Origin of the sequence: Serratia sp. CY81684 (genome assembly GCF_052166595.1) — a bacterium.
GTDB lineage: Bacteria > Pseudomonadota > Gammaproteobacteria > Enterobacterales > Enterobacteriaceae > Serratia > Serratia nematodiphila.
Genome location: NZ_JBJNOO010000001.1, coordinates 1227330 through 1245574, shown reverse-complemented (window position 1 = coordinate 1245574; position 18245 = coordinate 1227330). Strand labels below are relative to the sequence as shown.

Genomic DNA, 18245 nt, shown 5'->3' with positions numbered 1-18245 from the left:
AACTGGTGTTATTATTTTTTTATTTGACGAGGTTAACGTCGTGGCTGAACAACAGACCGTGTTACAACTGGCGGCTGCAATGAGCGATGCCCCCGCCCCGATCTACCAACGGGTCAAACAGGCGATCGTGAATCAAATCCGTGCGGGGCATTGGCAACCGCACCAGCGCGTGCCCTCCGAAAGTGAACTGGTGGCGGAACTGGGCGTCAGCCGCATGACCATCAACCGCGCGCTGCGCGAGCTGACCAGCGAAGGTTTTTTGATCCGCATGCAGGGCGTCGGCACCTTCGTCGCCGAAGCCAAGGCGCATACCGCACTGCTGGAAGTGCACAACATCGCCGATGAGATCGCCGCGCGCGGCCATCGCCACAGCAGTAAAATCCTCGAGCTGAATGCCCGCCCGGCCAGCGAGGAAGAAGCGACGGCGCTGGGCATTCAGCCCGGCCAACGGTTGTTCTACTCCCAGATCGTGCATTACGAAAACGACGTGCCGGTGCAGGTGGAAGACCGCTGCGTCAACCCGCTGGTGGCGCCGGATTACCTGAAGCAGGATTTCGACCGCGTCACCCCTTACACCTACCTGACGCAGGCCGCGCCGCTGACCGCCGGCGAACACATCGTCGAAGCGGTGATCCCCACCCGGCGCGAGCGCGAGCTGCTGCAGCTGGAGGACCACGAACCCGGCCTGCTGATCCATCGCCGCACCTGGTCCGGCAAAACCGTGGTGACCTCGGCGCGGTTGCTGTACCCCGGCAGCCGCTATCAGCTGTTCGGCCGCTTCACCAGCGAAGTCTGAACCCCGGCGGGCGCGTCCTGCGCCCGCATCTCCGCTGTCGATCACATCCTGATAACAAAATCTCGCCCGCCTCTTGTGACATCCCGGTGAATGCGTTAGGTTGTTTTTAATTGTATATACAACCATGTGGGAGCTGCGGCTCCGGCGGAGGAAAGCAATGACGTCTGAGATCCACTGTGACAGCCTGTGGCACGGCGCCGATATCGTCACCATGCGCGACGGTAAATATCACACCCTGACCGACGGCGCGATCGCCGTACGCGACGGCAAGATTGTCTGGATTGGCGAACATGCGGCGCTGCCGCCCGATCTTATCGCGGACGAAACGGTGAAATTCGACGGCGGCATCATCACCCCCGGCTTTGTTGACTGCCACACGCACCTGGTGTTCGGCGGCAATCGCAGCGGCGAGTTCGAACAGCGGCTGAACGGCGTAAGCTACGCCGACATCGCCGCGCAGGGCGGCGGCATCATCTCCACCGTGAAAGCCACCCGCGAAGCCGACGAAGCGTTGCTGCTGGAGCAGGCGCTGTTCCGCCTGCGGCCGCTGCTGGCGGAAGGCGTCACCTGCGTGGAGATCAAATCCGGCTATGGCCTCAGCCCGGAGAGCGAACTGAAAATGCTGCGGGTGGCGCGCAAGTTGGGCGAGCTGCTGCCGGTCGAGGTGAAAACCACCTGTCTGGCGGCCCATGCGCTGCCGCCGGAATACGCCAACCGCGCCGACGACTACATCAATCTGGTCTGCGACACCATCATCCCGCAGGCGGCGGCCGCCGGTCTGGCGGATGCGGTCGACGCCTTCTGCGAGCATCTGGCGTTCTCACCGGCGCAGGTGGAGCGCGTCTTCGCCGCCGCCGAAGCCGCCGGTCTGCCGGTCAAACTGCACGCCGAACAGCTCTCCGCCCTCGGCGGCAGCACGCTGGCGGCGCGCCATCACGCGCTCTCCGCCGACCATCTCGAATACGCTACCGAGCAAGACGCCCGCGCCATGGGCGATGCCGGCACCGTGGCGGTGCTGCTGCCGGGCGCTTACTACCTGCTGCGTGAAACCCAATGCCCGCCGGTAGAGCTGTTCCGCAAACACCACGTGGCGATGGCGATCGCCAGCGACGCCAACCCCGGCACGTCGCCGGCACTGTCGCTGCGCCTGATGATCAACATGGCCTGCACGCTGTTCCGCCTGACGCCGGAAGAAGCGCTCGCGGGCGTCACCACCCACGCCGCCAAAGCGCTGGGGCTGCAGCACAGCCACGGCACGCTGGAAACCGGCAAGGTGGCGGACTTCGTTCACTGGCCGCTGTCGCGGCCGGCGGAACTGGCTTATTGGTTGGGCGGCCAGCTGCCCTGTACGGTGATTTTCCGAGGAGAAGTACGTCAATGACCATTCGCGATCCTTTTAGCTTCCAGACCGGCAGCCTGCCGCTGCTGATCAGCATCCCGCACGCCGGCACACAACTGACGCCGGCGGTCGAAGCCGGGCTGACCGACGACGCTCGCCCGCTGCCCGATACCGACTGGCACATTCCGCAGCTGTACGACTTCGCCCGGGCGATGGGCGCCAGCGTACTGGTCGGCAACTATTCGCGCTTCGTCATCGATTTGAACCGCCCGGCGGACGACAAGCCGCTGTACACCACCGCCACCACCGGCCTGTATCCCGACGTGCTGTTCGACGGTCGCCCAAGCTTCCTGCCGGGCAAAGCGCCTACGGATGAAGAACGCGCCCTCTACCTGCAGCAAATTTGGCAACCTTATCATCAGCAGCTGCAGAACGAACTGGCGCGCCTCAAAGCGCGCCACGGCTATGCGCTGCTGTTCGACGCGCACTCGATCGCCTCGGTGATCCCGCGGCTGTTCGACGGCCAGCTGCCGGATCTCAATCTCGGCACCAACGGCGGTGAAAGCTGCGCCCAGGCGCTGAGCGATCGGCTGGTCGCCTGCTGCGAGCAACAACGGCAGTACACCCACGTGCTGAATGGCCGCTTCAAGGGCGGTTATATCACCCGCGCCTATGGTCAACCGCAGCAGCAACAGCATGCGATCCAGCTCGAACTGGCGCAGGTCAACTACATGTCCGAACAGTATCCTTTTGCGTTCGAGCCCCAGCGCGCCGCCTCTCTGCAGCGCCTGCTCAAGCAGATAATTGAAAGCCTGTTGGACGGTGCCACCAGACTGAATTGATCCCCCTTTACAGGCGCCACCGGGCGCCTGTTTTTCTCCTGCCTCTAACCGCAACGCCAGCAGCAATCTGCGCGCTATATCAAAGTTTCGCGTGATTCCCCGCTAACTGGTCTAAACAGCGCACAAAACGGCGGCCGACGAAAAACGCACTGCGCCACAATCAGCCCAAAAGCCCGCGCTCAGCGCCGGGCGGCGTGTGGCCGAGTAGGCCCGTTTCGAACACTCTCTGGAGGCCCTATGTCTGTAACACCGTTAAACTGGCGCGCTGCCGGCGCCTTGGCCGAACAACTGCTGGCCGGCTGGCAACGGCATGGCGAACCCGGCGGCGCCATCACCCTGTTTGACGCCCAACAACGCCGCGCCACCGCCTGCGCCGGCCTGGCCGATCTGGCGCAGAACACCCCCTTCACCGCCGACAGCGTGGTGCGTTATGCCTCAGTGACCAAGCATATCTTCGCCGCGCTGGCGCTGAACGCCACCGAGCGCGCCATTCGGCTGGAGCAACGCCTGGGTGAACTGCTCCCCGCCCTGCAGCCCGCGTTGGCGGACGTTACCGTCGGCCAGGCGCTGGACATGACCGGCGGCCTGCCCGACGTGCGCGAGACGCTCGGCCTGCTGGGCATCTCGCTGCACGCCGTCAGCGAGGCGCAGCCGGTGATGCAGTTCGTCGAGGGGCTGGAGAAATTGAACTACGAAGCCGGCAGCGAGATCGCCTACAGCAATACCGGCTATCGGCTGCTGGAGGCCGCGCTGCGCAGCAAAGGGTATGATTTCGACCAACTGGTGCAACAGCACATCGCCCGGCCGCTGCAGGTGCAAATGCGGGCGCCGGAAAGCTGGTTCGACGTGGTGCCGGGGTTGGTGCCGGGTTACTGGCATGCGCCGCAGGGCTGGCAACACGCCAGCGCCGGCCTGCACCTTTCCGCCTCCGGCAGCCTGACCGGCAGCCTCAACGCCCTCACCCGCTGGCTGCAGACGCTGCTGGCCGACGAGGGTCCCGGCCAAGGCGTGCTGGCGCAACTCGGCGCACCGCGCCGCCTTAATCAGGGCCAGCTCAGCGCCTATGGCCTGGGGCTGGCGCAAACCCCGCTGGGCCGCCGCCGCTTGCTCGGCCACGGCGGTTCCCACGCCGGTTACAAAACCTATTTCCTGCTGGCGCCCGACCGCCAGGCCGGCGTCGCGCTGGTGGCCAACCGCGAAGACTGCGACAGCTTCGGCATGGTCTTACAGGTGATGGCGACGCTGCTGGGCGAACCGCTGCCGCAGCGCAGCGCGGCGATCCCCGACGGCCTCTACGCCACCCTGGCAGAGCCGCACTGGCTGGAGGTCAAAGACGGCAATCTGGCCTATCTGGGCAGCGGTGAGCCGCTGTATCAGGGCGAGGATGGGTACGCGGTGTCGCTGTCCGCCCATATGCCGATCAAATTGAAATGGACCGGTGAAGCGATCGAGGGCGAAGTCGGGCATGTGGCGCGCCGTTTCCTGCCGGTGACGGCCAACGGCGACTGCCTGAAGCATGTGCAGGGGCTGTGGTATCACCCGCACTATCGCACCGCCTTTGAAATTCGCGGCAATCGGGTGCATATCGGCGTCGGCCCGGCGGCGCAGACCGGCACGCTCAGCCCGCTCGGCCAGGGCCGCATGCTGGTGGAGTGCCAGGACGGCCCGTGGTTAAAACGCTTTTGCCTCTATTTCCGCGGTTACAACGTGGATCTCATCGCCAACCGCAGCCGGATGCTGACCTTCCGACGCAGCACCGTAGGCCGCGACTGACGCTCAGCGTGCGCTGCCGGTTTTGACCGCCAGCAGCGCATCCGCCAGCCGCCGTTTGTCGGCGTCGCTGAGATTCACCTGATCCACCGACGCCATAAACGCCGCCCGATCCGCCTCGCCGAGCGGGCCGGCACGCAGCCGTTCCGCCAACCGTTGCAATATCTGGCTGCTCAGTTGCGCGATCTGCGGGCGCACCTGCGCCAGCGGGCGCGGCTGCCAATCGCTTTCCGGGTTCGCCAGCCAGTCGGCGCGATAGCGGTACTGAATCGCCTTGGCGGCGTCCATCTGCGCGGTGATAAAAGGCCGTACCGACGCCGGCTCCAGCCCCAAACGCCCCGCCTCCGCCTGCGCGTTGGCCAACACCTTCGCCTCCTGCGCCAGATCTTCGATCGGCAAATGCTGCTGCGCCTTGTAACCGGCCACGTCTTTCATCAACGACAGCCGTTGGTTCACCAGCTCGCCGATAGCGGCGCCACCGCCCGCCAACACCGGAAAACTGGTCAGGCAACACGCTATCAATAACGCCCTGAACATGGCGCCTCCCTAATGATGCAGTGAAAACGTAAGGCCCAAAGTTCACCACGTCCGCCCCGCGCTGGCAAATAAAAAGGCCCCGCCGCAGCGAGGCCCGATAACGCTCGACAAACGTTAGTCGAAAACGCCATTGATCACGGAGGCCACAATCGCGGTGCTGAGTGCGACCAGCACCAGATCGTCGCCGGCGATACGCCACTCATAACCCGGGTACTGCGGCAACTCACGCAGCATCGAGTAAGGCACCACTTTTTTGGCGATGCCCGGCGGCAGCGGTTTACCGCGCGCCAGATTTTTGGCGATGCCCGGTGGCAGCGAGCTGTAGCCGGTCAGGCCATAGTTGTGCGCCAGCGAACGGGCGCGGTCGCGCGAGAGGCTGACTGATACCAGATTATCGTCGTTCCTATAGCCGCCTTTATCTTTATTGCCTTTGTTGCCGTGATTGCCGTTGTTACCGTTGTTGCCATGGTTACCGTTATTGCCGTGATTGCCGCTGTTGCCATGGCCGTTTCCGTTGCCGTTACCATTGCCACCTTTGTCGGCCAAGGCCGGGGCGGATGACAACCCCAGCGATGCAATCAGCGCCAACACCGTGAGAGTCGTACGACGTTTGTTCATGTTGTGTATTCCTGCGTGGGTGACTCTGTTGACTATAGCTGGCCTTTTCCAGACAAAGTATAAGGAAAACTCCGAGATGACAGTGCGGTTTTACGGCATTCGCGCCACTCTCTTGTTTTAACGCAAAACGCCTCGATAATTCCGAAATCTACCCCCGATTTTTCTTGAAGAAAAATAAGCCTTACGCTAGCGTGGGAAGGTAACAAAAAAGAGTTAGCGTGCTCTTTTTCGTCGCACCTCAAATCTTATTCTTATCATCCATAATGATAATAGCGAACATTTCCCGCCTCTCCGTGCGGGATTCTTTTTCCCGCCGCTGTCGCCCCAATCTGGTGCTTTATGTTGAGATTTCGTTGCCGATAATTTACATTCGCTGTCTGAGAAACCTCAACCTCCCGCGGTGGCCAGGCTGGCAACGGGTGGGCGTTCAGGAGCAAAAGACGTGCAAATGACCCTCATGGAATACATCACTCGGCACTTTAACGGCGATCTTCATCAGTACGCGCAGTCGGAAGGCGTCAGCCGTGAACAAATCATTAGTTGGATAAATAATGAATGTCACGTGATCAAAGGCAGACTGTTTATGCCGGTGAAGCATCTCCCGGTTGAACAAGCCCAGTGATGACGAAAAAAAACCCCGCCAGGCGGGGTTTTCTGTTTCTGATAGCACGGAAAATCAGAAGTTATAGCCGACCACGAGGTAATAACCCCAACCGGTAGACTTGATCGGGCCCTGCGGGGTGCCGATATCCGCGCCATCCTGCCACTGGCCGCCGTTATGGAAATAACGCGCCACGAAAGAATAGTGCCAGTGATCGTAGTTCAGCGCCAAAATATGGCTGGAGGCGATAGAGTTGCTGGTGCGCACCTGTTTGCCGTTGATCGCGTTACCACTGTCCTTGCCCAGATCGGAGCCGAAGTCGAAGTTGGTGAAGCCGATGTAGCTCAGGTTGCCGCCCCACACCTGGGTCAGCGGCACGAAGTATTTCACCTTGAAGCGGTAACCGTCCCAGCTGTTCTCGTTGGCAGCCTGGTAGTTTTCCCACTGGTATTTGGCATAGATGTTCATCGACAGGCTCATCGGCAGACCGGTGTCGATATCGGTGCCCAGACCCATGTACCAGGTGTTTTGACGGCCGTCGGCGTTGTGGCCCAGATCATAGATGTAGTTGTTGGCGAAGTACCACTCTTTGAACGGACCGAAGCTCAGATCGGTGCCGGTCAGTTTGTCGATGGAGAAACGTGGTTCGATCTCCATAAACAGCGGGGAACCTTTGTTCCAGATGCCGCGATCCGGGGTGTTGCCCACGCCGAAGAACTTCGGCACGTCAACGTAGCCGTAGAAATCGAACCAGTCTTTCTTGGCGAAGGCTTCGTATTCGAGATACACGTCGTTATTCAGTTGCGGCCCGAAGCGGGTGTGGTAGCTGCCCACCACGTTAACGCTCTGGTGCCACCAGTCGGAGACATATTGACTGTCTTTGCTATCAGCCATTGATGATGCACTGTAAGACGCTGCGAGCAGTACACCTGCTGCGAGAGCTATTTTTTTCATTTTATTACCACATGCTTAAAGGGCCATTTCCTGCCCGTTTAGAAAAGATGACAATGAGTCTGCCGACACCTGGCGTTGTCTTCACACAGAAACTCGGATGACGCGCGCATTATAGAAACCACTGACTGTAAGAATCTGTGATCCAGTTACGCATTTCGCGAATAGGTAATCGATTGCGTTCACATTTGTCAAATTATGTTTCATGCAAATTCACATTCGCTGTGATTTTTGTCATGCACCGCGTTTTTTAGCGCAGTTTTTGAGCCAAATGACATCAGGGCGTGATCACGCCCTGGAAAAGAAAAAGCCGACGCGCCAGCGCCGGCCTTCATCAGCATCAGGAGAAAGTGCGGAACGTAAAATCAGTTCACCGCCGGCACCGCTTTGGCGATGTTTTCCTGGCGGAACGCCACCTCTTCGCCGTTTTTCACCTCCCAACTGGCGACCGGAATATCGGTCTTGGGCGCCGCCGCGACGACCGAGCCGTAAATCAGCTTGTCGTCGCGACGCAAAATATAAACGTCGAGCTGATATTCATGCCGCAAATTCGCCGTAGTCAGGCGCACGGTATCGCCGCGCTCATAATGATGCACGTCGATTTCAGGCTGCTGAATAAATTGAATGTCGCTTCTCATCGTCGTCGTTCCTTCAGGCAACATGGCTAGTTAAATTCTAGTTCAACATTGCGGCGATGGCGGATAATTTCCGTTAATTTCCGCGAGTTGCCCGCCAACAGATCAGCGAACCGAGAGTGACCATCGCCACGCCCTGCCAGAAATTGACGGTCAGCGATGTGTGCAACACCAACGCGGCGAACACCGCCGACAGCACCGGGGTAAAATAGGAGACGGTGGCCAGCAGCGTCATGTTGCCGTGCAAGATGCCGACGTTCCAGGCGGCATACCCCGCCCCCATCGCTACCCCGGCGCACAGCAGCGTTACGGTCACGCCGAGGCTGAACTGCATGCCGCTTTCCGCGCTGAAGGCGTACTTCAGCCACAGCGCCAGCGCGGTCAGCGCGATAAACAGCACCACGCCGTTGCTGCCCTGGGCAATCTTCTTGGTCAGGTTGCAATACAGCGCCCAGATCACCGCGCCGCTGAAGGCCAGCGCGTAGCTGAGCGGGTTGCTGCGCACGTTGGCCAGCATCTGCGCCGGCGACCAGCCGCCCTCGCCGCTCATGATCCAACCGATGCCGAACAGCGACAGCAGCAGCCCCGGCAGCAGCCACCATTTCGCTCTTTGGCCGTTAAGCGCCAACGCCATCAGCACGGTGAAACAGGGCCACAGGTAGTTGATCATGCCCACTTCTATCGCCTGCAGGCGGGTATTGGCGTAGCCGAGCGACAGCGACAGGCAGATCTCGTAACTGACGAACAGCAGGCTGCCGACGATGAGATAAGGCCGCGGAAAGCTGCGCCATTTCGGCACGCCGAGCGCCACCAGCAAAAACACCGCGCTGACGCTGTAGATCATCGCCGCGCCGCCGATCGGCCCCAGCCCTTCGCTGACGCTGCGGATCAGGCCGACGACGCTGCTCCACAGCACAATGGCCAACAAACCGAGCAGCGTGGCGCGGGTACGCAAGGGCAAAGCGGGCATAAGGCAGGTCCAATAGGTTATTTTTTATCAGGTTTTTCACTCTACTGCCGCACGCGCCAAAAAGAAAGGCGGGAAACTCCCGCCTGTGAATTTATTGCTGCGGTTGCCGCTCCAACTGCGGCGGCGGCTGACGAAAGCGTCGGGTCAGCCAGGCCAAATAGCCGAAACCCAGCGTCGCCCAGATAAGCCCCATGGTCAGCGAGCTCTTCTCCAGGTTCAGCCACAGCACCCCCACCGTCAACGCCCCCACCAGCGGCAGGAACAGGAAGTTGAAGCGATCCTTCCAGCTTTTGTTGCGCCCTTCGCGAATAAAGAAGTGGCTGATCACCGACAGGTTAACGAAGGTAAAGGCCACCAGCGCGCCAAAGTTGATCAGCGCCGTAGCGGTCACCAGATCGAACGACAGCGCCGACAACGCCACCAGCCCGACCATCAGTACGTTCAGCGCCGGCGTGCGCCATTTGGGGTGGATATAGCCGAAGAATTTCTCCGGGAACACGTTGTCACGCCCCATCACATACAGCAGGCGCGACACGCTGGCGTGCGACGCCAGGCCGGAGGCCAACGTGTTGATAAAGGTCACGCACAGGAAGATCGACTGGAACAGCTTGCCGCCGACGTACAGCGCGATCTCCGGCAGCGCGGCGTCGGGTTGGTGAAAGCGTTGAATGGTCGGGAAAAACAGCTGAATGAAGAACGACACGCTGATAAAGATCACCCCGCCGTACAGCGCAGTCAGGAAGATGGCGCGCGGAATAACCTTGGCGGCGTCGGGCGTCTCCTCGCACAGCGTGGTGACCGCGTCAAAACCGAGGAACGAGAAGCACAGGATAGTCGCGCCGGTAATGATCGGCAGCAGGTGGGCATTCTCGCTGAGGAACGGCCGCAGGCTCCACACCGTGCCCATCCCCTCGCCGTTGTGCAGGCCGCGCACCACCAGGTAAATAAATACCAGAATGATCGCCACCTGCGCCAGCACGAACAGGGTATTGAAGTTGGCCACCAGATTGACGCTTTTCAGGTTGATGGCGGTGATCAGGATAACGAAGCCCACCACCCACACCCAGGGCGGCACTTCCGGGAACAGCGCGGTCAGGTAAATCTTCGCCAGCAGCGTGTTGATCATCGGCAGGAACAGATAATCCAGCAGCGACGACCACCCCACCAGAAAACCGACGTGCGGGTTGATCGCCTTCTGCGCATAGGTGTAGGCAGAGCCGGCGGTAGGAAACTGGCGCACCAGTTTGCCGTAGCTGATGGCGGTGAACAGCACGCCGGCCAGCGCCAGCAGATAGGAGGTTGGCACATGGCCGTCGGTGAGGCCGGAGACAATGCCGAAGGTGTCGAACACTGTCATCGGGGTCAGATAGGCCAGGCCCATCATCACCACCTGCCACAGCTTGAGGGATTTGCGCAGTTGCGGTTTGCCCGCCGGGCCGCTGTCGATGGCTTTAATCGTCATGGCAGTTCCCCTTTTGGTCCTCTGCTGTCAACCGTGCAACGTCATTCAGAGAGGCCGCGGGGAAACTGCTGTTCAGGCGGCGGGAAAAACGATTTGGGGTCACTGTCGGGCGGCCGGCGACCGGCCCGTAGGCACTGCGGCACAGGCAAACGCCTGCGCATGGGGATGACTGAGTCATGGTTATTTCCTCGTCGGCGTCCTGTACGCCGTGATAGAAGAAATTCTTTACCGCAGCGCGCAGCCTCACCGGCCACAGGAGAGCCGATGAAATGCGCCGGACGCGCGCGGTAGTCGTTAGGTGAGCGGGATCAGGCGTTTTTCAGCATCCACTCGATTTCGGTTTCGGTGATCAGGCGCTCGAACTGCACCAGCTCGTCGGTTTTGCAGGCCAGGTAGACATGGCTGAAGCGTTCGCCCAGCAATGCATTGAGCACCGGCTGATGCTCAAACTCGTACAGCGCGTCGCTCTGGCGGATCGGGAACGGCAGCCCGTCCTGCTCCAGCCCGTTGCCGGTCACCGGCTCAGGCAGCGGCAATGCGGTTTCCAGGCCGTAGACGATGCCGGCCAGAATGGTCGCCATCACCAGATAAGGGTTGGCGTCGGCGCCCGCCACGCGATACTCCACGCGGTGGTTGTCGCGATCGCCGCAGGGAATGCGCAGCGCCACGGTGCGGTTGTTATGCCCCCAGGAAGCCTGGGTCGGCACATACATGCCGGGCTGGAAACGGCGATAGGCGTTGACGTTCGGCGCCAGCAGCGCCATCGAGGACGGCATCAGGGCGATCATGCCCGCCAGCGCCTGTTTCAGCAGCGCCGAATCTTCGCCGTCGTCATCGGCGAACACGTTGTCGCCTTGCGCATTCAGCATGCTGATGTGCACGTGCATGCCGCTGCCGGCGTGCTCCTCATACGGCTTGGCCATAAAGGTGGCCTGCATGTTGTGGTTCTCGGCCACCATGCGCACCAACCGTTTCAGCGCCAGCGCATGGTCGCAGGCCTGCAGCACATCATCGGTATGGTGCAGGTTGACTTCGAACTGCCCCGGCGACGCCTCCGCCACCGCGCCGTCCGCCGGAATGCCCTGCAAACGGGCCAGCTCGTCGATTTCGCTCAGCACATCGGCGAAATGGTTCAGGTTATCGACGGAGTACACCTGGCTTTGGGTGTTGCGCTCCTGGGTTCCCGGCGCGCAAGGCGGCTGCAGATAGCCCTCCGCATCACGTTGACGATCGATGAGATAGAACTCCAACTCTACCGCTACCACGGGGGAAAGCCCGCGCTGACGCAAACGCTGCCACACTCGGTTCAGCACATTGCGCGGTTCAACGTCAAAGGGAGTGCCATCTTCATCCAGCATGGTGAGCAGCACCTGCGCGATATATTGCGGGTCCGCCGCCGACGGCGTCAGCGTGCCCGGCACCGGCACGCACACGTGATCCGGCTCGCCCAACTCCTGCCCCAGCCCGGCCTCTTCTACGACGTTGCCGAGAATATCCATCGCAAATACCGACGCCGGGAAATAACAGCCCTTCTCCAGTTTGTTCAGGCCGCCGACCGGGATGCGTTTGCCGCGGAAGCTGCCGTTCAGATCGGTCAGCAGTACGTCGACATGTTGGGTTAACGGATAACGTTCCAGGTACTTCTTCACTTCGCGCTGGAACGCGCTACTTCGTCTCTCTTCACTGTGCTGAACAAAGTTTTCCACTTCTACGATGTTGGTCTGCATGGTTCACCCGCCGTTTGTGTTTTGCTGTCGTCGATGTTTATTGACCGTCTTGTTCAATATAATGCCCACAAATGAAACGTAGATGAAACAAATTTGTTTTGCAAGTGTTACTTTTGGTTTGAATATTGCCCAATCGACTGCTAGATTTATAGAATATTGAACGAAATCGGCGGTGGAGAAGCTTATCGTTCATAATTTCGAACGTACCAAGGGGATAGCATGGACAATATATTTAACAGACCAGTCATCGGCGTCGTCATGTGCAGGTATAGGTTAAACGGGCACCTCACACAGACCTTGCAAGAAAAGTACCTGAATGCCGTTATCACCGCCGGCGGCTTGCCGATCGCCCTGCCGCACGCGCTGGCGGAGCCGGAAATGCTGGCGGAACTGTTGCCGCGCCTCGACGGCATTTTGCTGCCGGGCAGCCCCAGTAATGTGCAGCCGCACCTTTATGGTGAAAACGGCGATGAGCCTGACGCCGATCCTGGCCGAGACGCGTTGAGCCTGGCGCTGCTCCGCCAGGCGTTCGACAGGCGCATTCCCCTTTTCGCCATTTGCCGCGGCATGCAGGAGATGGTGGTCGCCACCCAAGGCACCCTGCATCGCCGCCTGTACGAACTGCCCGAGCTGCTGGAGCATCGTGAAGATCACGACCTGCCGCTGGAACAGCAATACGCCCCCGCCCATGAAGTCATCGTTCAGGAAGGGGGGCTGCTTTCGCAACTGATACCGGATTGCAACAGATTCTGGGTGAACTCGCTGCACGGCCAGGGCGCCAAAACCCTGGGCGCGAGCGTTCGCATCGAGGCGCACGCCGCTGACGGGCTGGTGGAGGCAATCAGCGTGCGCGATCAGCCCTTCGCGCTCGGCGTGCAGTGGCACCCGGAGTGGAACAGCGACGAGTACGCCCTGTCGCGCCTGTTGTTTGATGGTTTCATCACCGCCTGTCGGAACTATCAAAAGGAAAAACGCCCATGAGCGACGTCAGCTTGGCACCGGGAAAACGTCTGTCGCAGATCCGTCAACAATTGGGGTTGTCGCAGCGCCGGGTCGCCGAACTGTCTGGGTTAACCCACAGCGCCATCAGTACTATCGAGCAAGATAAGGTCAGCCCGGCCATCAGCACGCTGCAAAAGCTGCTGACGGTATACGGTCTGTCGCTGTCGGCGTTTTTCGCCGAGCCGGAAAAACCGGCAGAACCGCAGATCGTGATAGGCAGTGACGATCTGATCGAAATCGGCAGCCAGGGCGTTTCGATGAAGCTGATCCACAACGGCGATCCGAACCGCACGCTGGCAATGATGATCGAGACCTACGAACCGGGCACCACCACCGGCGAGCGCATCAAACACCAAGGGGAAGAGATCGGCACGCTGCTGGAGGGCGAAGTGGTGCTGCAGGTCAACGGCCAGAGCTATCACCTGCTGGCCGGGCAGAGCTACGCCATCAATACCGGCATTCCCCACAGCTTCAGCAACACGTCGGCGCGCATTTGCCGGATTATCAGCGCCCATACGCCGACGACATTCTGATCAACGGAGCCAGGCATGAACTTTCACCATTTGCAGTATTGGCAACAACGGGCGCAGGCCCTGAAGATTGAGCACCAGCTGTTTATCGACGGCCGCTACCAGCCGGCCGCCGCGTGGAAGCGTTTCGCCGTGGAAGATCCCGCCGGCCGCCGTGAGCTGGCGCAGGTCGCGCGCGGTGAAGCCGCCGACATCGATCGGGCGGTCAGCGCGGCGCGCGCCGCCTTTGAACGCGGCGACTGGGCGCAGGCCGCGCCGGCGCAACGCAAAGCCACGCTGCTGCGCTTCGCCGATCTGATAGAGCAGCATCACGAAGAGCTGGCGCTGCTGGAAACGCTGGACACCGGCAAACCGATTCGCCACAGCCTGCGCGACGACGTGCCGGGCGCTATCCGCTGCATCCGCTGGTACGCCGAAGCGATCGATAAGGTGTACGGCGAAATCGCCCCCACCGGCCGCGATGCGCTGGCGCTGATCGAGCGCGAACCGATCGGCGTGGTCGGCGCCATCGTGCCCTGGAACTTCCCGCTGCTGCTGGCCTGCTGGAAACTCGGCCCGGCGCTGGCCGCCGGCAACAGCGTGGTGCTCAAACCCTCCGAAAAATCGCCGCTGAGCGCCATCCTGCTCGGCAAACTGGCGCAACAGGCCGGGCTGCCGGATGGCGTGCTGAACGTGGTGCCCGGCTACGGCCACGACGCCGGCAAGGCGCTGGCGCTGCACCGCGACGTCGATGCCCTCACCTTTACCGGCTCCACCCTGGTGGCGAAACAGCTGATGATTTACGCCGGCGAATCGAACATGAAGCGCGTCTGGCTGGAGGCCGGCGGCAAGAGCGCCAACATCGTCTTTGCCGACTGCCCGGATCTGGATCAGGCCGCCCGCAGCGCCGCCGCCGGCATCTTCTATAATCAGGGGCAGGTGTGCATCGCCGGCACTCGCCTGCTGGTCGAAGCGAGCATTGAGCAAGCGTTCCTGCAGGCGCTGCGCAAACATGCGGCGGCCTTCATCCCCGGCGACCCGCTCGATCCCGCCACGGTGATGGGCACGCTGATCGACAGCGGCCACTGCGAGAAAGTGGCCGGCTATATCGAGCGGGGGCTGAGCCAGGGCGCCGCACTGTTCCTCGACGGGCGCGACCATCCACAGGGCGACCACGCCGGCTATCTGGGGCCGACCATCCTCACCCAGGTGGACAATGCCATGAGCGTGGCGCGCGATGAAATCTTCGGCCCGGTGTTGGCGGTGACCGCCTTCGACGACGAGCAACAGGCGCTGCAGCTGGCCAACGACAGCGACTACGGCCTCGGCGCCGCGGTCTGGACCCGCGATCTGGCACGGGCGCACCGCATGGCGCGCCAGCTGAAGGCCGGCACGGTGTTCGTCAACAACTACAACGACGGCGACATGACCGTGCCGTTCGGCGGCTATAAGCAGAGCGGCAACGGCCGCGACAAATCGCTGCATGCGCTGGACAAATTCACCGAATTGAAAACCACCTGGATATCGCTGGAATAAGGGCTTACATCATGACTGAACACGTAAAAAGCTACTATGCGGCCACGGCCAACGCCCATCAGCCCTATCCGCAATTGAATGAATCTCTCGAGTGCGACGTCTGCGTGATCGGCGGCGGCTATACCGGCCTCTCCTCCGCGCTGTTCCTGGTGGAAGCCGGTTACGACGTGGTGGTGCTGGAAGCGGCGCGCATCGGTTTCGGCGCCAGCGGCCGCAACGGCGGCCAGTTGGTCAACTCTTACAGCCGCGACATTGATGTGATCGAGGAGCGCTACGGCGCGGAAAGCGCCCGCCTGCTCGGCAGCATGATGTTTGAAGGCGCGGAGATCATTCGCAGTCGCATCAGCCGCTACGCCATCGACTGCGACTACCGCCCCGGCGGCATCTTCGCCGCGCTGAACAACAAGCAGTTCCATGCGCTGATCGAGCAAAAGCGCAACTGGGAGCGCTACGGCAATACCCAGCTCGAGCTGCTCGATGCGGACCGGGTGCGCCAGGAGGTCGCCAGCGATCGCTATGTCGGCGCGCTGCTCGATCACAGCGGCGGCCACATCCATCCGCTCAATCTGGCGCTGGGCGAGGCCGAGGCGATTCGCCTGCAGGGCGGACGCATCTTCGAGCAATCGGCGGTGACGAACATCCGCCACGGCGAACCGGCGCTCATCAGCACCGCCAACGGCCAGGTGAAGGCGCGCTTCGTCATCGTCGCCGGCAACGCCTACCTGGGCGATAAGCTGGAGCCGCGGCTGGCCAAACGCAGCATGCCGTGCGGCACTCAGGTGGTGACCACCGAACCGCTGGCGCCGGAGATCGCGCAGGCGCTGATCCCGCAGAACTACTGCGTGGAAGACTGCAATTACCTGCTGGATTACTACCGCATCACCGCCGATCATCGCCTGCTGTACGGCGGCGGCGTGGTGTACGGCGCGCGCGATCCGGACGACATCGACAATCTGATCCGGCCAAAGCTGCTGAAGACCTTCCCGCAGCTGAAAGGGGTGCGTATCGACTATCGTTGGACCGGCAACTTCCTGCTGACGCTGTCGCGCATGCCGCAGTTCGGTCGGCTGGAGAATAACGTGTACTACATGCAGGGATACAGCGGCCACGGCGTGACCTGCACCCATCTGGCGGGCAAGCTGATCGCCGAGCTGATGCGCGGCGACGCCGAACGCTTCGACGCCTTCGCCAAGCTGCCGCACCTGCCGTTCTTCGGCGGACGCAACCTGCAGATCCCGTTCACCGCCATCGGCGCGGCCTACTACACGCTGCGCGACCGCATCGGCGTCTAAAACAGCAGGCCCGGTCATGATGGCCGGGCCTGTGCGTTAACGCTTAAACGATCTTCGGTTGGCCGTCCGAGGCGGTCGCCCCGCCATCGACCGGAATATTGGCGCCATTGATAAAGCTGGCGTCGTCGCTGGCCAGGAACGCCATCACCGCCGCCACTTCCTCCGGCTCCGCCGCACGGCCTAACGCGATGCGCTCATTGAACTTATCGCGGATCTCCTGCGGCCAGCCGTTGGTCATGTTGGTTTTGACCAGGCTCGGGCAGACCGAGTTGATGCGCACGCCGTCACCGCCGTGATCGAGCGCCATGGCGCGCGTCAGGTTGACCACCGCGCCTTTCGCCGCGCAGTAATAGGCCGCGCCCCAGTCACCGCCCAGGCCGGACACTGACGCGGTATTGACGATGCAGCCCCTGGTCTTCAGCAGGTGCGGCAAGGCGAATTTGGAGCAGAACACCACGCCGTCGATATCGACCCCGGCGATGCGACGCCAGTCGTCGACGCTGGTTTCCAGCACGCTGCCCGCCACGTGTACGCCGGCGTTGTTCAGCAGGACGTCGATGCGGCCCAGTTTTTCCACCACCTCGTTCATCATTTTTTCAACCGCGACGTGATCGGAAACGTCGATATGCACCGCCATCGCCCGGCCCTTCGGCAGCGAAGCGGCGACCTTGTCCACCGCATCCTTGGCCCAGTCGGCCAGCACCACGATCGCGCCCTCGGCGGAGAAACGCCGCGCCGCCGCTTCCCCCATGCCATTGCCCGCACCGGTGATAACCACGACTTTATTGTCAAAACGCATGAGACCTCCTCCATGTAAACGCATTTATATAAGTCATACAAATCTCATTGCTCCGAGGATAAGACTCAGGCTCCCTGAGAGCCAGTCAAAACGTGCGGTTTATTAACCAAAAGGAGGTATACGAGTCATTTCAATGCGCTGGGTTAATCTTTATCGGATTTTGGCCAACATATTGATGGAGATAATAAAATTGCGGCCAGTCACTATTTTCCTGGCAGATTATCAGCAAGCGGGATTATTGCGGATAGACGGTTATGGCCGCTCAGAGATAAGCGATGCGAATGAAAAAAGCAGCCGCCCGTCGGCGGCCGCGACTATTTTTTCTCGATCGGGATCACCAGTAGATCGACGTTCAGCTCGTTGATCGCCTGACGCGCCGAAGAAACCAGCCGGCTCCAGACATCGTGGTGATGGCCGAAGATCACCAGATCGAACCCTTTTTCCTTCGCCACCCGGTTCAGCTCTTCCGTCAACGCGCCGCGGCTGACGATCACCTCTTCCACCGGATACGACGACTGCCCTTTGATCGCATTGAGCATATTCTTCACCCGCTCCGAAAAGGTGCGATCGGTGTAGTTGTAATCGCCCACGCCCAGATCGACGTAATAGCCGGCGCGGTGGATGTCGATATAGATCAGGGAAAGTTTGGCATTGAGCGCGGCGGCCAGTCTGGCGCCCTTGCCCAGCAGGAACTCGGCGTCTTCGCTGAGATCCGTGGCGACAACGATATGCCGGTAAGCCATGATGGCGGCCCTCCTCGTCAGATCCGTAAACAGGATGGCGCTCCTTGCCGCATGTTTCTTATGCATCTTAAGTTTAGCCCAGCGCCGGGCCGCTCGCCTGCGTCAAAATCGTTCCA

Annotated in this window: 18 protein-coding genes; 9 read left to right on the top strand and 9 right to left on the bottom strand. The window is 61.1% G+C overall.

All coding sequences use genetic code 11. The features are described 5' to 3' along the window. The first annotated feature begins 40 nt into the window (after window positions 1-40). The 4 genes from hutC to ACJ8QF_RS06190 all read left to right on the top strand — a co-directional run bounded on the left by hutC (window position 41) and on the right by ACJ8QF_RS06190 (window position 4750). Complete coding sequence (hutC, locus tag ACJ8QF_RS06205; protein WP_049186048.1) at window positions 41-796, top strand: histidine utilization repressor; 756 nt, start codon at window positions 41-43, stop codon at window positions 794-796. Window positions 797-953: 157 nt separating this feature from the next. Then, entirely contained in the window at window positions 954-2177 is a 1224-nt protein-coding gene (hutI, locus tag ACJ8QF_RS06200; RefSeq protein WP_004941304.1) for an imidazolonepropionase, read from the top strand. Next, window positions 2174-2977, top strand: coding sequence for an N-formylglutamate deformylase (gene hutG / locus ACJ8QF_RS06195; RefSeq protein ID WP_154870845.1), 804 nt, complete (start codon window positions 2174-2176; stop codon window positions 2975-2977). Before hutI ends, hutG begins: the two co-directional genes overlap by 4 nt. 237 nt (window positions 2978-3214) lie before the next feature. Further along, window positions 3215-4750, top strand: coding sequence for a serine hydrolase domain-containing protein (locus tag ACJ8QF_RS06190; RefSeq protein WP_154870844.1), 1536 nt, complete (start codon window positions 3215-3217; stop codon window positions 4748-4750). Window positions 4751-4753: 3 nt separating this feature from the next. Here the strand turns inward: ACJ8QF_RS06190 and ACJ8QF_RS06185 are convergent, their stop codons facing one another. Both ACJ8QF_RS06185 and ACJ8QF_RS06180 read right to left on the bottom strand, forming a co-directional pair. Beyond that, window positions 4754-5284 carry a chorismate mutase gene (locus ACJ8QF_RS06185; protein WP_154870843.1) on the bottom strand — a complete coding sequence of 177 codons (531 nt, stop codon included), beginning with the start codon at window positions 5282-5284 and terminating at the stop codon, window positions 4754-4756. Window positions 5285-5398: 114 nt separating this feature from the next. Next, window positions 5399-5902, bottom strand: coding sequence for an anti-virulence regulator CigR family protein (locus ACJ8QF_RS06180; protein ID WP_004941297.1), 504 nt, complete (start codon window positions 5900-5902; stop codon window positions 5399-5401). 442 nt (window positions 5903-6344) lie between these two features. Between ACJ8QF_RS06180 and ACJ8QF_RS06175 the strand changes: the two genes are divergently transcribed. Next, entirely contained in the window at window positions 6345-6524 is a 180-nt protein-coding gene (locus tag ACJ8QF_RS06175; protein ID WP_031300509.1) for a hypothetical protein, read from the top strand. 54 nt (window positions 6525-6578) lie between these two features. Here the strand turns inward: ACJ8QF_RS06175 and ACJ8QF_RS06170 are convergent, their stop codons facing one another. From ACJ8QF_RS06170 to ACJ8QF_RS06150, 5 genes are all read right to left on the bottom strand, one after another. Further along, on the bottom strand, window positions 6579-7457 hold the full coding sequence (locus ACJ8QF_RS06170; RefSeq protein WP_154870842.1) for a nucleoside-specific channel-forming protein Tsx: 879 nt from the start codon (window positions 7455-7457) through the stop codon (window positions 6579-6581). A gap of 362 nt (window positions 7458-7819) precedes the next feature. Next, window positions 7820-8092 carry a hypothetical protein gene (locus ACJ8QF_RS06165; RefSeq protein ID WP_004941292.1) on the bottom strand — a complete coding sequence of 91 codons (273 nt, stop codon included), beginning with the start codon at window positions 8090-8092 and terminating at the stop codon, window positions 7820-7822. Between the two features lie 73 nt (window positions 8093-8165). Further along, the gene (gene yddG / locus ACJ8QF_RS06160) at window positions 8166-9059 is read right to left on the bottom strand and encodes an aromatic amino acid DMT transporter YddG (RefSeq protein ID WP_004941291.1); all 894 of its coding nucleotides are present in this window, start codon (window positions 9057-9059) and stop codon (window positions 8166-8168) included. Window positions 9060-9150: 91 nt separating this feature from the next. Continuing rightward, window positions 9151-10521 (bottom strand): APC family permease, encoded by a 1371-nt coding sequence (locus ACJ8QF_RS06155; RefSeq protein ID WP_004941289.1) that lies wholly within the window; start codon window positions 10519-10521, stop codon window positions 9151-9153. Window positions 10522-10829: 308 nt separating this feature from the next. After that, window positions 10830-12248: a glutamine synthetase family protein gene (locus ACJ8QF_RS06150; protein ID WP_015377637.1), complete on the bottom strand. Its 1419-nt coding sequence runs from the start codon at window positions 12246-12248 to the stop codon at window positions 10830-10832. A 219-nt stretch (window positions 12249-12467) separates the two neighbouring features. Between ACJ8QF_RS06150 and puuD the strand changes: the two genes are divergently transcribed. Genes puuD through ACJ8QF_RS06130 form a run of 4 tightly spaced genes read left to right on the top strand, consistent with a single transcriptional unit; the run spans window position 12468 to window position 16587 of the window. Then, entirely contained in the window at window positions 12468-13229 is a 762-nt protein-coding gene (puuD, locus tag ACJ8QF_RS06145; protein WP_004941285.1) for a gamma-glutamyl-gamma-aminobutyrate hydrolase, read from the top strand. Next, a complete protein-coding gene (gene puuR, locus ACJ8QF_RS06140; RefSeq protein ID WP_033638246.1) occupies window positions 13226-13783 on the top strand; it encodes an HTH-type transcriptional regulator PuuR in 558 nt (185 codons plus the stop codon). Before puuD ends, puuR begins: the two co-directional genes overlap by 4 nt. Before the next feature lie 15 nt (window positions 13784-13798). Next, complete coding sequence (puuC, locus tag ACJ8QF_RS06135) at window positions 13799-15295, top strand: aldehyde dehydrogenase PuuC (protein WP_265261322.1); 1497 nt, start codon at window positions 13799-13801, stop codon at window positions 15293-15295. Window positions 15296-15306: 11 nt separating this feature from the next. Continuing rightward, on the top strand, window positions 15307-16587 hold the full coding sequence (locus tag ACJ8QF_RS06130) for an NAD(P)/FAD-dependent oxidoreductase (RefSeq protein WP_004941279.1): 1281 nt from the start codon (window positions 15307-15309) through the stop codon (window positions 16585-16587). Window positions 16588-16630: 43 nt separating this feature from the next. Here ACJ8QF_RS06130 and ACJ8QF_RS06125 read toward each other — a convergent pair whose 3' ends face one another. Further along, complete coding sequence (locus tag ACJ8QF_RS06125) at window positions 16631-17386, bottom strand: SDR family NAD(P)-dependent oxidoreductase (RefSeq protein ID WP_131164307.1); 756 nt, start codon at window positions 17384-17386, stop codon at window positions 16631-16633. 314 nt (window positions 17387-17700) lie between these two features. Further along, complete coding sequence (locus ACJ8QF_RS06120) at window positions 17701-18129, bottom strand: universal stress protein (RefSeq protein ID WP_021505530.1); 429 nt, start codon at window positions 18127-18129, stop codon at window positions 17701-17703. Window positions 18130-18245 lie beyond the last annotated feature (116 nt).